Genomic DNA, 14,100 nt, shown 5'->3' on the forward strand with positions numbered 1-14,100 from the left:
CCAACAGTGGCCCGAAGGCCGATTATCGATAAGATCGGGCCATGCGTTCCGTGGCGGTGCTTGCTTTCGATCAGATCAGCCCCTTCCATCTGTCGGTGCCGAGTCTGGTGTTCGGCCGCATCGGCACCGGCGGCGAGCGGGATGCCCGGTACCACGTCGACATCTGCGCCGAGCAGCCCGGAATCATCTCCACCCCAGCGGGATTCGATATCGTCGTGCACCACGGCCTGGACGTCCTGGAACATGCGGAGACGGTGATCATTCCGAGCTGGAAGCGCCACCAGCCGCTCACCGAACCCACGCGCGCGGCACTGCACCGGGCACATGAGCGCGGGAGCCGCATTGTCGGACTCTGCCTGGGCTCCTGGGCGATTGCGGCCAGCGGGCTCGCCGACGGCCGGGAGATCACCACGCACTGGTCGGCCGCGACCGAGCTGGCACGCAGCTTTCCCGCCGTCCGCGTTCGCGCCGACACCCTCTGGTCCGATCACGGGGATCTGGTCACCTCCGCCGGGGTCGCCGCCGCCCTCGACTGCTGCCTGCATCTGGTGCGCAGCGACTTCGGCAGTCACCTGGCCACCGAGCTGGCCCGCACCCTGGTGCTGGCCCCGCATCGCGGCGGCTCGCAGGCCCAGTACATTCCCGTCGCCGTTCCCGAGGCCCTCGACGACGACCCCATCGAGCACGCAATGGTCTGGGCGCGCACACATCTCGACGAACCGGTCGACCTGGATACCTGGGCCCGCACCGCCCTCATGTCGCGGCGCACCTTCACCCGCCGCTTCCGCGACCGCACCGGTTCCAGCCCGCAGCAGTGGCTGCTGCATCAGCGCATCGATCGCGCCCGCCTACTGCTGGAATCCACCGACGACACCATGGAGCGCGTCGCCGCGGAATCCGGGCTCAGCACCGCCGTCAACCTCCGTCATCACTTCCACCGGCAGTTGGGTACCAGCCCGGCAACCCACCGCGCCTTGTTCCGCAGGACGGCGATAGGTTCTCGATCATGAAGATTCAGCTGGGTGAGCATGCTCCGGAAATCGACGAGAGCGCCTGGATTGCGCCGAACGCCACCGTCATCGGGCGGGTACGCCTGGCCGCGGAGGTGAGCGTGTGGTACTCGGCGGTGCTGCGCGGGGATCTCGAGGACATCACCGTCGGCGCGGGCAGCAATATTCAGGACGGGTCGGTGCTGCATGCCGATCCGGGGTTCCCGTGCACCGTGGGTGCGGGGGTTTCGGTGGGGCACAATGCGATTCTGCACGGCTGCACCATCGGCGACGATGTGCTCGTCGGCATGGGCGCGACGGTGCTCAATGGTGCGGTGATCGGTGCGGGCAGTTTGATCGCTGCGAATGCGCTGATTCCGGAGGGCGCGCAGATTCCGCCGGGGTCATTGGTGGCGGGGGTGCCGGGCAAGATACGGCGCGAGCTGGGCGAAGCCGAGTTGGATCGCATTCGGCTGAATGCCGCAGTGTACCTGCACAACACGAGCCTGCACCGTAACGGTCAAGAGGTGTGACTCGAGAGGGTGTGTGAGAACTCCCACACTGAACAAGCGACCATATGGCCCGCTGTTAGCATTCGACGATGCGTTCCCGGCGGCCCGGGCTGTGCCGCCGCTTGCCGGGTGCGTGCTCGTGGCTAGCAGGAGGTTTCATACGGTGTCGTACGAGCAGAACGGTATGCACCGGCAGCGGATCAGCGTGGCCGACATTGCGGACCAGCCGGGGGGCATCGAGGCGCTACAGCGCCGAGTACACGAATTACGTTCCAATGGAATCGATTTCGCGGCCAATGCGATAGAACGCGAGATGGCTGCACTCAACGTCCACTGAGTGGACACCAGTCGGCCGCAGATGCCGGGAGTACGGACCGCGATGCGATAATTCGTCTCCACCTCCCTGCGCCTTGCGGCCATACCCGCAACGTGGCGGATCTCAGCCGATCGACTGGAGACTCGATGCCGTCCGTGCCCGCCATCCTGCAACGCATTCTGGAGAAGCCCCGGGCCGAAGGCGAACAGCTCCTGGAGAGCGCGCTGTCGGCCTTCCTCGACTTCGGGATCAAGCGAACCAGTATGGGAGAGATCGCACGTCGCGCCGGCATCAGCCCCGCCACGCTCTACCGCCGGTTCGAATCCAAGAACGATCTGGTCGAGGCCGTGAGCGTGCGCGAGGCGCAGCAGTTCATCGCCGAGATCGACCAGCGGGTGCGGCAGCTGTCACACAATGGCCAGGCCGGTGAGGATCAGCTGGTCGAGATCTTCGTCGCCTTCATCACCAATCTGGCGAACAACAAACTGCTGCAACGGCTCCTGCGTACCGAACCCGACGTGATCCTGCCCCGGCTCACCACCGAGGCCGGACCGGTGCTCGCGGTCGGCCGCGCCTACCTCGCCGAAAAGCTGCGCGGGCTACAGGAATCCGGGAATGTCGGCGATTTCGACGCCGATCTGGTGGCGGAAGTCCTTGCACGACTGGGACAGTCACTCGCGCTCACACCGGATGGGCTCATCCCGCTCGCCGATGAGCAGGCCGCCCGCGAATTCGCCCGGCGCACCATACTTCCCATGATCGGCGTACAGCCCGCCTGATCGCCTACTGCCCATATTTGGCGTAGAGGGCGCCCGCGACTACCGAATCACCCTTGGCCGAGGGATGGAAGGGGAGGCCACCGGGGTCGGCACGGAAGTCGCCGAAACCGTTGAGCCAGGGCTGATCCGAGCACAGACCGTGGCCGGCGGTCGGGGTGCGGGTGTCGAGGAAGTCGATGCCGAGCAGGCCGGCGGCCTCGCGCTGCGCCTGGTCTATGCGATCGAGGAATTCGATGAGAGCCCGGCCGCGCGGCTGGATATAGGGGGCGACGCCGAGCACGCTGATGCAGACGGTGTCCTGCCCCGAGGGGAACAGTTCCGGATAGCCGACCAGCACGATGCGCGCATTGGGCGCGTAGTACTTGATGTAAGTCACCGCATTGCTGATGCGCTGCGCGTAAATCGCACCCGAAACGCCGTGGTAGTCGGGCATCCGCCCCTGATCCACCGCCTCCGGCCCGCAGCCGTCGACCAGATCGAAGACGCATTTCTGCAGCGACGACCAGAGGGTCGCATCATTCGAGCCCCAGTGATCATTCAGCCCGAACTGCAGTGTCACCAGTTTGGTGCGCGGGCCGAAAGCGCCGGCCCTATCGGCCGTCTTCGTCTCGATGCCGAGCGTGTACCCCGGCGGAGTGTCGATGGAGGCGCCCGGGCACGACCCGTCCAGCAGCTCGGAACTGTGCATGAGTCCGGCGAGCTGGGTGGGCCAGGAAGTGTCGCCGTGTACGCATTCGGCGTTCTCGGAAAAGAAGTCCCACTTGTTGGCGCTGTACGAATCACCCAGCACCACAACCGTCTTGCCGTCGGGCACGGCATCCGCCCCCGCAGCGGCGGTTCCGCTCACCGATGCGGCGATCGCCACGGCGGCCGCGCACATCCATCGGCCACTGTTTCCACACTTCATGAGAACCTCGAATCATGAACTGAAGTGTTCGTAATTCACTTCTGCGCGAGTGTACAAACCCGCGCAGCCTTCGCACCGCCGTTCCAGCAATCCCTCCCGCCCCCAATTACCGGGGCACCCGCCGACCACGCCGGCAGCCAGGGCGGCCGATCCTCACTCCTGATCGGAGTTCACAGCTTTGCCGGCCTGCCGATGCTGCCGCCATTTCCAATAGGCCAGGCCGAGTATCGCGAGTACCGGAATGACGATCGCCAGATCGGAGTCGATCTGTTTCAGGATTGCCGCGAACGACTGTCCCACCAGATAACCTGCCAGCACCATCGCCGAACCCCAGATGATCGCGCCCACGAAACTGGCCACCAGAAACCGTTGATATGACATCGGCGACATGCCGACCAACTGCGGCAGCATGGTTCGGAAGAACGTGCTGAACCGGCCGAAGACAATCGCCCAGCCGCCGTGCCGCTCCAGAAACTTCACGGCCTTCCCGAGATTCGCGCGATACCTGTTGAAAATCGACCATTCCAGCACACGCGTGCCGTAGATCTTGCCGACCGCGAATCCGACACTCGCCCCGACTAACGCGGATACCGCTACCAACGCCAGCGTCGTAGCGAGGTTCAAACGCCCGCGACTGGCCGCCACCCCAGCGAGAATCGCCGCCGTATCCCCCGGTACCAGCAGCCCGAAAACCATCGCCTCCTCGGCGAACACCAGCAGGGCGACCACTAGATACGTCCACACCGGGGAGAAACTCAATATTCGCTGCACCAGCGAGTCCATGTCGATGACGCTAACGCCCCCGCCTCCGGAATATACGAAGAAACTCGCACACCCACCGGCAAAAAACAGTGGCGCCCGAATCGGCCGACATGCTGAACCCCCTACGGCCGCACGACGAGTCCGATTCGGACGCCACTACCGATTCAATCCGCACGCGGTCGACCGAACCCGGAAGTAATCCGGTCAACCACGATGATCAGAATGAATCGGAGATATTCCCCGCGCCGGTGGCGGCAAGACCGGCCAAACCGGCGGCACCGGCGCTGCCCGCGCAGAGGCCAAGAAAGAGAGCTGCTAGGAGACCCATCCCGACGACCTTTCGAACCATCCATTCCCAATGAAGCAATACGAAAACTACTGCAGCCCACGCACTTTGCCGAGGCCCGCAGCGGCATTCCCGGGAGACTCCATGCGGATCCCCAGAAACCTCTCAGCCGCCCCTACGCAAGCCGTGTGCTATACCGCCCAACAGAAAAGGGCGGAGCCCTGCCAGATTGGCACAGGCTCCGCCCTTCTCGGCCGGATTCGGAACTTTCAGGTGAACTAACCCTGTGAACTACCCTGCGGAGATCTCGCTGCGGTCGCCGCTCCACAGCGTGTGGTACTTGCCGTCCGCGTCGATGCGCTCATAGGTGTGCGCGCCGAAGAAGTCGCGCTGACCCTGGGTGAGGGCCGCCGGGAGCCGCTCGGCGCGCAGGGCGTCGTAGTACGACAGCGAAGAGGCGAACGCGGGCACCGGAATTCCGAGCAGCGTGGCCGTGGACACCACGCGGCGCCAGCTGTCGATGGCCGTCTCGATGGCCTCGCGGAAGTACGGGGCCAGGATCAGGCTCGGCAGCGCCGGGTTCTCGTCGTAGGCATCCTTGATGCGGTTCAGGAAGCGCGCCCGGATGATGCAGCCGCCACGCCAGATGGTCGCCAGATCGCCGGGGTGCAGATTCCAGTTGTATTCGGCGCTGCCCGCCTCGATCTGGTCGAAGCCCTGCGCGTAGGCGACGATCTTGGACGCGTACAGCGCCTGCCGGATGGCCTCGGTGAATTCCGCGACGTCGGTGGGCTTTTCGGCGAGCTGACCGGAGGCCAGGCCGACCGCGGCCTTACGCTGCGCCCGCGAACCGGACAGGGCGCGCGCGAACACGGCCTCGGCGATCCCGGTCACCGGCACACCCAGATCGAGCGCCGACTTGACGGTCCAGCGGCCGGTGCCCTTCTGCTCGGCGGCATCCACGATGACATCCACGAGCGGCTTGCCGGTCTTGGCATCGACCTGATTGAGCACCTCGGCGGTGATCTCGACCAGGTAGCTCTCCAGATCGCCGGAGTTCCAGTCGGTGAACACATCCGCGATCTGCTTGGCGTCGAAGCCGAGCGCATCGCGGAACAGGTTGTAGGCCTCGCCGATCAGCTGCATATCGGCGTACTCGATGCCGTTGTGCACCATCTTGACGAAGTGGCCGGAGCCGTCCGGGCCGATGTGGGTGCAGCACGGGGTGCCGTCGACCTGTGCCGCAATCGATTCCAGCATGGGGCCCAGCGACGCGTAGGACTCCTTCGGTCCGCCCGGCATGATGGCGGGCCCGTTCAGCGCGCCCTCCTCACCACCGGAGATGCCCGCACCCACGAAGTTCAGTCCACGCGCGGCCATGGCGGCCTCACGCCGGATGGTGTCGGTGTACAGCGCATTGCCGCCGTCGATAATGATGTCGCCGGGCTCCATGGCCGCGGCCAGTTCCTCGATGACGGCATCGGTCGGATCGCCGGCCTTCACCATGATCAGCACGCGGCGCGGCTTCTCGAGCGCGGCGACGAACTCCTCGACGGTCTCGGTCCGGATGAAGTCACCGTCGCCGCCGTGTTCTTTGAGCAGCGTGTCGGTCTTGCCGATGCTGCGGTTGTGCAGCGCGACCGTGTAGCCGTGCCGTGCGAAATTGCGGGCGATATTGCTACCCATGACCGCCAGGCCGGTGACGCCGATCTGGGCACGCGCTGTAGAGGTCGCCATGAAACAGCCTCTCTCCGTTCGACAGATGTAGTTGCGAGGCCGCACGAACCCGGTCCGGCGGCAGCATCGGGGAAGACGTCCATCTTCACAATGCCTGGACCTTTTCTACCGCACGCCGCAATCGCCACCCAGTGCGGATGCGGCCCGCACCTGCGTCCTCAGCCCGCGCCGGGGAGCTGGAAACCCACTTCCGCGCCGCCGCCGGGGCGGTTGGCGGCGAAGTCGGTGCCGGAGTGGGCGGTGATGATGTCGTGCACGATGGCCAGGCCCAGGCCCGATCCCGGGGTGGCCCGGGTGCGGTCGGCCCGGTAGAAGCGATCGAAGACGGCGCGCTGTGCGGTCGGGTCGATACCGGGGCCGTGGTCGAGCACCGCGAGCCGGGCGCCGTTGATATGAATATCGATCGCGGTGTCGAGCGGGCTGTATTTGGTGGCATTGTCCAGCAGGTTGTCGACGCAGCGGGCCAGGGCCTGCGGGCGGGCGGTCACCGGGACCGGATCCTCGACATGGACGGTAATGGTGCGGCCGGTGCGGCGGCGGAATCGTTGCGCACAGTCCTCGGCGATATCAGGCAGGTCCAGCACCGCCGGAGTTTCCGCGGTGTGCTGGTCGGTGGCCAGTTCGACGAGTTCACCGACCAATGCGTCGAGTGCCTTGGCCTCCTGCACGAGGGTGCTCAGCACCTGGGCCTCGTCCTCGGGGCCGAGTTTGCCGCGGGCGCGCTGCAGGAGTTCGGCGCTACCTCGCACCGAGGTCAGTGGTGTCCGCAGTTCGTGACCGGCGTCCTCGACGAGGCGGTGCTGCTGGGCCCGGGAGAAACGCAGGGCGGCCAGCATCGAATGGAAGCCGCGGGTCAGTTCGCCGACCTCGTCGCGGCCCGCCTCCGGCAGCACGGTGGCCAGATCTCGGGTGGTGGTGATCCGCCGCGCCGCATCGGCCAGCCGGCGCATCGGGCGCAGAATCCGGCCGATGGCCAGCCAGCTGATCAGCGCCGCCGCGACGACCGCGGCGAGGGTGATCCACGCTGTGCGCCACAGGAATTCGTTGTCGATGCGGTCGACTTCGGCATAGTTCTGGCCGACCATCACCGCGCCACCGCCGGGGCGGGCCCTGGTGAGCACACCGTGCGGGACATCGGCCACGTCGACATCGGTCTCGGTGCTGCCCGCACCCGCGCGGGCGACCGCACGATCGGAATCGTTCACCGGCAACGGGTTTCGGCCCGAAGTCAGGAGTTTCACCGTGCCGTCCGGGAGCAGCAGCTGCTCGGTCATATCCGGCCGCACCGGGATCGCCGCCCCGGCATCCAGCAGCGCCAGCACCATATCGGCGCGATCGGCCAGGCCGCGATCGACCTGATCGGCAATCAGCGGGGAGACACTGCGGTAGGCGGTCACCACGGTGATCAGAATCGCCGCGACGGTGGCCGCGACCGCGACCGTGGTGAGCCGCGCGCGCAGCATCATGCCGTCCGGATGGTGTAGCCGACATTGCGGACGGTGTGGATCAATCGCGGCGCGCCGCCCTCCTCGGTCTTGCGGCGCAGATAGCCGATATAGACGTCGAGCGAACGTGATTCGGTGTCGAAGTCGAAACCCCAGATGTGTTCGTAGATCTGGCTTCTGGAGAGCACAACTCGCTGATTGCGGAGCAGTAACTCCAGCACATCGAATTCGGTGCGAGTCAGTTCGAGCAGCCGATCGCCACGGTGCACCTCCCGGGTCGCCGGGTCCAAGGTCAGATCGGCGACCGCCAGGATCTCCGCGCCGGCCTCGTCCGGTGCACTGCGCCGCAGCAGCGCCCGGAGCCGAGCCAGCAATTCCTCGGTGTCGAAAGGCTTGGGCAGGTAATCGTCGGCTCCGGCATCAAGCCCCGCGACCCGATCGCCGACCTGCTGCCGCGCGGTGAGCACCAGAATCGGCAGGCGGTCACCGCGGCGGCGCAGCGCCCGGCACAGCGACAGGCCGTCCATGCGCGGCATGACCACATCCACCACCGCCAGATCCGGGCGCTCGTGCGCCAGCAGGTCGAGGGCCTCCTGACCGTCGCCGGCCAGCTGCACCCGATACCCCTCGAACCGCAGCAGTTGCTCGAGAGTGCTGCGCACATTCGGATCGTCCTCGACCACGAGCACTGTTGCTGAAGTCACCGGACCAGTCTGGCTGGCGGTGGTTGCGGTCATGGTGCTGGCCCTGTCAGTTCGTGACCGGAGCCACGACGATCGGCGGGATCGTGGCTACGCAGTCTGTCGGCCCGGCGGTACCGGTGCGGACGAAACGAGCCACGATGCCGACAACGCAGCCGCTGGGTTCCAGATCCGGCACATGCCCGGTATTGGGCACCGAGAGGAATGTCGAATGCGCGAATTTCGCCGCTGCCAGCTTGCCGTTGGCGTCGGGAGTGATCGCATCCAGATCACCGGACAGCACCAGCACCGGTACGTCCGGCATGGCGGTGTGCACCTGGTCGGGGCGTTGCAGACCCTTGATACCGGGCCAGCGGATGCACGCGTCGCCGCCGTCACGCTGCGCGGCGGTGAAACCCGGTGCGCTGAAAGCGCCGAACCCGCCCGAGGCCTGCGCCAATGCCTCGCCGAACTGCTGCTCACGCTGTGGCAGGTTCGCTTCGGGAGACCACAGCGGCGCATAGTCGTTGCAGGCCACCGTGATATACAACCCGATGTTCTCGTAGGCCGGCTCATCGGTGGTGCGGCGGACGAACTCGATCAATCCGGCATCGTCACCGCGCACCGCCGAATGCAGTGCGGCAGGCAGTATTCCGAGCGGAGTCAGGGTCTGCGGGTCGGCGCCCACATTGCTGGTCGCGGATTCGAACACCAGGCTGCCGAGCTTGGCCTCGGTGAGCAGAATCGGGCCCTTGCCCTGAACGGTGATCGGCTTGTCGCGCAGCCGCGCCGCCACTGCGGTCAGGTCGCTGACGGCGGTATTGCCGTCGCAGACCCGGCTGCGTTCGCAAATACGTTGCAGGGTAAGTGATACCGCCTCGGCATTGGGCCGCTGCAATTGGTCGCCGTCATTCGGATAGGCGCCCGACAGCACGATCGACTGCACCTGCCCGGGATGGCGCTGCGCATAGATCGGCAGCAGATAGGTCCCGTACGAGATCCCGTACGGAATCACCTTGTCGATCCCGAGTTTCGCGCGCACCGCATCAAAATCGTCCACGGTCGCCGCCGAGGTGTATCCCGCCGCCTTCGCCCCGAGCTGCTGCCCGCACCGGGCGACCGCCCGCAACTGCTGCTCCCGAGTCCCCAACTGGTACTCGTCTTCTCCCACACCGCAATTCAGCGCGCTCGACACCCCGGTACCCCGAGGATCGATCAGCAGCACGTCATACTCGTCCAGCAACTCCGCCGACACCTTCGCCGCCTCGGCGGCATGCCCGATCATCGGTACCCCGGGCCCACCGGGATTCGGCAGGATCGTCCCCGCCGCCGCCACCTCCCCCCGGCTGTGCTTGATCCGCGCATACCCGACCTGCACCGTCCCCAACTCCGCCCGCCCCTGCACCAGCGGCCGCTCCAGCACTCCGCAGTCCACCCCGTGCCCCTCCACGGCCGGACACCAACTCGGCGCACTGCTGGCCCGATCCGACGCTCCCCCGGCACATCCCGTAATCAACCCACCGACCACAGCCACAGCCAGCCCGAACCCCACTATCGACCGCACACCAGCGCGCATATCCCTCACTCCTCCGCAGGTGACAACTCGGCTGTCGCCGAGCCGCTCACGGAATCGTGCGCGCCCAACATCAAAGCCGAGTCAGACGAACGGCAAAGGCGTGTAAGAATCCGGGCCTCCCCCGAAATCCCCTCCACAACAGCCTGATACGCCTGCGGAGTGCGGTCCTGCTAGCCGAAGTTGGTATCGGCCGGAAGACCGGACTGGCGCAGTACGTCGGCGAGGTTGTAGTAGTCGTCGTCGGACAGGATCTCTTTGCCGCGCAACTGAAGAACGGCGACGGCGGGCACCGAGAAGGGCTTGGGCGCTCCGGCCAACTGGCCGCTGAAGGTCCAGTTGATCGCGACCCTGTCGCCGCCGAAGGCATCGTCGACTTTGAGGGAGGCGTTCTGGATGAACTGTTTGGTAGTGCCCGCCCACTTGGCGATCGCGTCACGGCCGGTAGCAGTGCGACCGAAGGCGTGGTCGGTGTACCGGGCGCCGTCCTGGGTGAACAGCGTGGCCAGGTGCTGCGGGTCGCTGTCTTTCCAGCCGGCCTCCCAGTCGGTGGCGATGGCCGGCCTCCCCTGATCCTGAGACTTGCCGGAATTGCCGGAACTGCACGCGGCCAGCCCGGAAATTCCGGCGACGGCGAGTGCGGCGGCAGCGGTGATGGCGATGACGGAACGACGGACGGTGGTCATGATTCCTCCAGAAGGGTGGTGGCTCGATCGACTGTGCCGTGGCAGGGGCGAGCGGCGCGTCGGCGAGAATTACGTAGATCGCGTGGCTACGTAATTGCGGAACAGGGCGGTTAGGGTGCCGGTAGCAGTCACCCGACCGGGAAGGAAGCCGACGCCGTGCCGTTCGTCGCCCGGAGTGAGGAGCTGCGCGCACTCGCGGACCTGACCATTGCGGCCGCGGACGGCCGCGGTGGCGCTCTGCTGGTAACCGGCGAAGCGGGGATGGGCAAGTCCGCGCTGGTCGAAGCCGCAATCGGCGGGCTCGACGGGTGGCTGGTGCTGAGCGCCGGCGGTACCGAATTCGAGCGCGACCTCCCCTACGCCGCGCTGCACCAGCTCTGCATGTCGGTGATCGCGCACCGCAGCGGGCTTCCCGAAGTGCAGCGGCAGGCGCTCGAGTCGGTGTTCGGGCTCGGCGGTGCGATGACGCCGAACCCGCTGACGATCGGCCTCGCCGTACTGGGACTGCTGCACGAGCTCGCTCGACTCCAGCCGGTGTGCTGCGTGGTGGACGACATTCAGTGGATCGACTCGGGAACGCGACAGGTGCTGGGCTTCGTCGCGCGGCGCGTCGCCAACGAGCGGATCGCGGTGGTGCTCGCCGGGCGGAACCCGCCTCCGGAGCTCGGATTCACCGATCCGCCGCACCTGCTGCTGGCGGGGCTGAGTGACGCGGACGCGCGGTCCCTCCTGCGTTCGACCGCGCGCGCGGATCTGGACGACGAGGTGCTCGAACGAATCCTCGCCGAGGCCGGCGGCAACCCGCTCGCTTTGCTCGAATTCGACTACGGAACAGGACCTTTGGGCCTGCCCGCCGTGGGTGCACGGGCCAGCGTGGTGGACGCGCTGCAGGACCGGTTCGCCCACCGCGTACAGCTGCTGCCTTCCGCGACCCGGCTGCTGGTTGTGCTCGCCGCAGCGGAACCGGTCGGCGATCTCGGTCTGCTGCGCCGCGCCGCGCACCTGCTCGAACTGAACCCGGCCGAGCTGACCGCCGCGGAGGACGACGGGCTGATCGACCTCGGTCCCCGGCTGCGCTTCCGCCATCCACTCGTGCGCTCGGGCGCTTATCACTCGGCCACCCCCGCCACCCGTAGGAGCGTCCACGCCGCGCTCGCCGACGCCACCGACCCGGAAATCGATCCGGACCGCCGCGCCTGGCACCGGGCCCACGCCGTGGTCGACACCGACGAGGAGGTCGCCGCGGAGCTGGTCCGTTCCGCCGGGCGGGCACAGCGGCGCGGCGGTCTCGCCGCGGCTTCGGCATTCCTCGAACGCGCGGCAGAGCTGACTCCGGATCCCGGCCGGCAGGCCGGACGGATGCTCGCCGCAGCCCGGGCCAGGCTGCATTCGGGCGCGCCCGCGCAGGCCCGTGAGCTGCTCGCGCAGGCCGAGCGCCGTCCGATGGCACCGGCCGACCGTGCAGACGCTCGCCTGCAGGGCGCCCTGATCGATTTCCATATCGCCCGCAGCGCGGAGGCCACCGCCGCGCTCGTCGACGCCGCCGCCGACCTGCAGCCCGACCAGGCCAGGGAGACCTATCTCGAAGCGTTCTCCTCGGCCATGTTCGTCGACCGCATGCCGGGAGGTCTGCGGCAGCTCGGTGCGCGCATCCGCGAGCAGGCGCCGCGCCGGGAGCAGCCACGCCCGGTCGACCTGCTGCTGGATGCGCTGCTCGCCCAGGTCCTGCTGCCGGTCGAGGCCGCGGTGCCCCTGATGCGGCGCGCGGTCGCCGCATTCCGTACCGCCGCGGACCCGTGGTGGATGGAGCTCGCCTGCCTGATGGCGCTCGACCTGGGTGACGATGAATCCGCCGCCCTGATCTCGACCAGGCAGGTCGAATCAGCCCGTGCGCAAGGCGCTTTCACCGTGTTGTCGCAGGCGCTGCGGTGTCACGCGATCGCCAGGACCGTACTCGGCCGGTTCGAGGAGGCCGCCGCGAGCCTCGAGGAAGCTCATGCGATCGAAGAAGCAGCGGGCACCGTCAATCTCGCCTTCGCCGAACTCATTCTGGCCGGCTGGCGCGGCGACGCCGATCGGGTCCGCGAGTTGCGGGACATGATGCGCGGACGTGTCGGCCGCGTCGAGGTGGTCGCCGAACTCTGCGCAATCGCGGTGCTGCACAATGGGTTCGGCGATTACACCGCTGCGCTGGAAGCCGCGCTCGCCGCCCAGGAACAGGAACGACGCGGTTCCTACATGGTCTGGAATGTCGACCAGGAACTCGTCGAAGCGGCCGCGCGGGCGGGCCGCCCGGAGGAAGCCGTCCCGGCCCTGGCCCGGCTCGAAGCCCTGGCGCGCACCGGCCGCACCGCATGGGCCGTCGCCACGCACCTGGTCGCGCAGGCACTGCTCGATCCGACGGCGGCGAGCACGGACAGCCGCTACCGGGAAGCTATCGCCCTACTCGCCCAGTCCGATGCGCGGGTGTACTACGGTCGTGCGCGCCTGACGTATGGGGAATGGCTGCGCCGCGAAGGCCGGCGCGCCGAGGCCCGCGCCGAACTGCAGGCGGCACACCAGACGCTGACGGCGATCGGCGCGACCGCATTCGCCGAACGCGCGGCCCGCGAGCTGATGGCCACCGGGCAACGCCCGCACCGGGACGGAACCAACCCGCGGGATCTGCTCACCGACCAGGAGCGGCTCATCGCGGTGAAGGTCGCCGCCGGCGCGACGTCCAAGGAGGTTGCCGCCATGCTGTTCCTCAGCCCGCGCACGATCGACACTCATCTGCGCAATATCTACCGCAAGCTCGGCATCTCCTCCCGCCGCCGGCTGCGCGAACTCCCGCTCTGACAACCATTTTCGCGGGTCCGGCGAGCTACCGGAAGGCCGCGAGAATGAGGGCGCCGAGCAGGGTCAGGCCGAAAGCGGCCAGTACGGCGAGCGCCAATGGGCGCAACAGTCCCGGCCCGACAGCCCGCGCGATGAAATAGCCCGCAACACCACCGAGCGCCGCCAGCACCACGCCCTCACCCATGACCAGGTAGAACACCGATGCGAGCGCCGCATTGACGGCGTCATCCACACCACTCGCATTGTCGCCGAACGGGATCGGAAACCGATAGATGCTCCCCACCAGCGCCGCCGCGATCGGAGCCGTCAGTACCGCGGCGATCCCGCCCCACGCCGCCACCGCCCACAGCGTCAGCCCACCCGTCCGATCGTCCTCGAACCCCATGCGCGCCTTCCCAACTCCTCGTAATCCGAGATGACTCAACTGGGCCCCGTGATCGCCGAACGCAGGGGGTCGGCACGCACGTGCGCACGCATCCCCTGCAGGCCGAACAGAATCAGCAGCTCGACCACGCCGTCGTCCGCGCTGCCCAGCCAGTGTGGCAGGGATGTATCGAACTCGGCGGCCTCACCGGGCGGCAGGGTCAGGT

General features: G+C 67.4%; 13 protein-coding genes and 1 pseudogene. 5 read left to right on the forward strand and 9 right to left on the reverse strand.

Annotated elements, in window-relative coordinates; translation table 11 throughout:
• The first annotated feature begins 41 nt into the window (after positions 1-41).
• From JWN03_RS24380 to JWN03_RS24395, 4 genes are all read left to right on the forward strand, one after another.
• Positions 42-1,010, forward strand: a complete 969-nt coding sequence (locus JWN03_RS24380; RefSeq protein ID WP_297619405.1) for a GlxA family transcriptional regulator — start codon at positions 42-44, stop codon at positions 1,008-1,010.
• Complete coding sequence (locus tag JWN03_RS24385) at positions 1,007-1,522, forward strand: gamma carbonic anhydrase family protein (protein ID WP_297619408.1); 516 nt, start codon at positions 1,007-1,009, stop codon at positions 1,520-1,522. The genes JWN03_RS24380 and JWN03_RS24385 overlap by 4 nt, the downstream gene beginning before the upstream one ends.
• A 142-nt stretch (positions 1,523-1,664) precedes the next feature.
• A complete protein-coding gene (locus JWN03_RS24390) occupies positions 1,665-1,838 on the forward strand; it encodes a hypothetical protein (protein WP_297619411.1) in 174 nt (57 codons plus the stop codon).
• A 125-nt stretch (positions 1,839-1,963) separates the two neighbouring features.
• Positions 1,964-2,596 (forward strand): TetR/AcrR family transcriptional regulator, encoded by a 633-nt coding sequence (locus tag JWN03_RS24395; protein WP_297619414.1) that lies wholly within the window; start codon positions 1,964-1,966, stop codon positions 2,594-2,596.
• A 4-nt stretch (positions 2,597-2,600) separates the two neighbouring features.
• Here JWN03_RS24395 and JWN03_RS24400 read toward each other — a convergent pair whose 3' ends face one another.
• From JWN03_RS24400 to JWN03_RS24430, 7 genes are all read right to left on the reverse strand, one after another.
• Positions 2,601-3,461 (reverse strand): SGNH/GDSL hydrolase family protein, encoded by an 861-nt coding sequence (locus JWN03_RS24400; protein ID WP_297619417.1) that lies wholly within the window; start codon positions 3,459-3,461, stop codon positions 2,601-2,603.
• Positions 3,462-3,656: 195 nt separating this feature from the next.
• Positions 3,657-4,286: a DedA family protein gene (locus JWN03_RS24405; protein ID WP_297619420.1), complete on the reverse strand. Its 630-nt coding sequence runs from the start codon at positions 4,284-4,286 to the stop codon at positions 3,657-3,659.
• Between the two features lie 556 nt (positions 4,287-4,842).
• The gene (gene gndA / locus JWN03_RS24410) at positions 4,843-6,288 is read right to left on the reverse strand and encodes an NADP-dependent phosphogluconate dehydrogenase (protein ID WP_297619423.1); all 1,446 of its coding nucleotides are present in this window, start codon (positions 6,286-6,288) and stop codon (positions 4,843-4,845) included.
• 158 nt (positions 6,289-6,446) lie between these two features.
• A complete protein-coding gene (locus tag JWN03_RS24415; RefSeq protein WP_297619426.1) occupies positions 6,447-7,754 on the reverse strand; it encodes a HAMP domain-containing sensor histidine kinase in 1,308 nt (435 codons plus the stop codon).
• Complete coding sequence (locus tag JWN03_RS24420; protein ID WP_297619429.1) at positions 7,751-8,470, reverse strand: response regulator transcription factor; 720 nt, start codon at positions 8,468-8,470, stop codon at positions 7,751-7,753. The genes JWN03_RS24415 and JWN03_RS24420 overlap by 4 nt, the downstream gene beginning before the upstream one ends.
• 13 nt (positions 8,471-8,483) lie before the next feature.
• On the reverse strand, positions 8,484-9,989 hold the full coding sequence (locus JWN03_RS24425) for an alpha/beta fold hydrolase (RefSeq protein ID WP_297619432.1): 1,506 nt from the start codon (positions 9,987-9,989) through the stop codon (positions 8,484-8,486).
• A 170-nt stretch (positions 9,990-10,159) separates the two neighbouring features.
• A complete protein-coding gene (locus JWN03_RS24430; RefSeq protein ID WP_297619434.1) occupies positions 10,160-10,672 on the reverse strand; it encodes a nuclear transport factor 2 family protein in 513 nt (170 codons plus the stop codon).
• Between the two features lie 156 nt (positions 10,673-10,828).
• Between JWN03_RS24430 and JWN03_RS24435 the strand changes: the two genes are divergently transcribed.
• Positions 10,829-13,510 carry an ATP-binding protein gene (locus JWN03_RS24435; RefSeq protein WP_297619438.1) on the forward strand — a complete coding sequence of 894 codons (2,682 nt, stop codon included), beginning with the start codon at positions 10,829-10,831 and terminating at the stop codon, positions 13,508-13,510.
• 25 nt (positions 13,511-13,535) lie between these two features.
• Here the strand turns inward: JWN03_RS24435 and JWN03_RS24440 are convergent, their stop codons facing one another.
• Both JWN03_RS24440 and JWN03_RS24445 read right to left on the reverse strand, forming a co-directional pair.
• Positions 13,536-13,895, reverse strand: coding sequence for a hypothetical protein (locus JWN03_RS24440; RefSeq protein WP_297619441.1), 360 nt, complete (start codon positions 13,893-13,895; stop codon positions 13,536-13,538).
• 35 nt (positions 13,896-13,930) lie between these two features.
• Positions 13,931-14,100: pseudogene (locus JWN03_RS24445) on the reverse strand (XRE family transcriptional regulator); the annotation flags it as partial.

It is taken from the genome of Nocardia sp., from assembly GCF_025465275.1.
Classification (GTDB): domain Bacteria; phylum Actinomycetota; class Actinomycetes; order Mycobacteriales; family Mycobacteriaceae; genus Nocardia.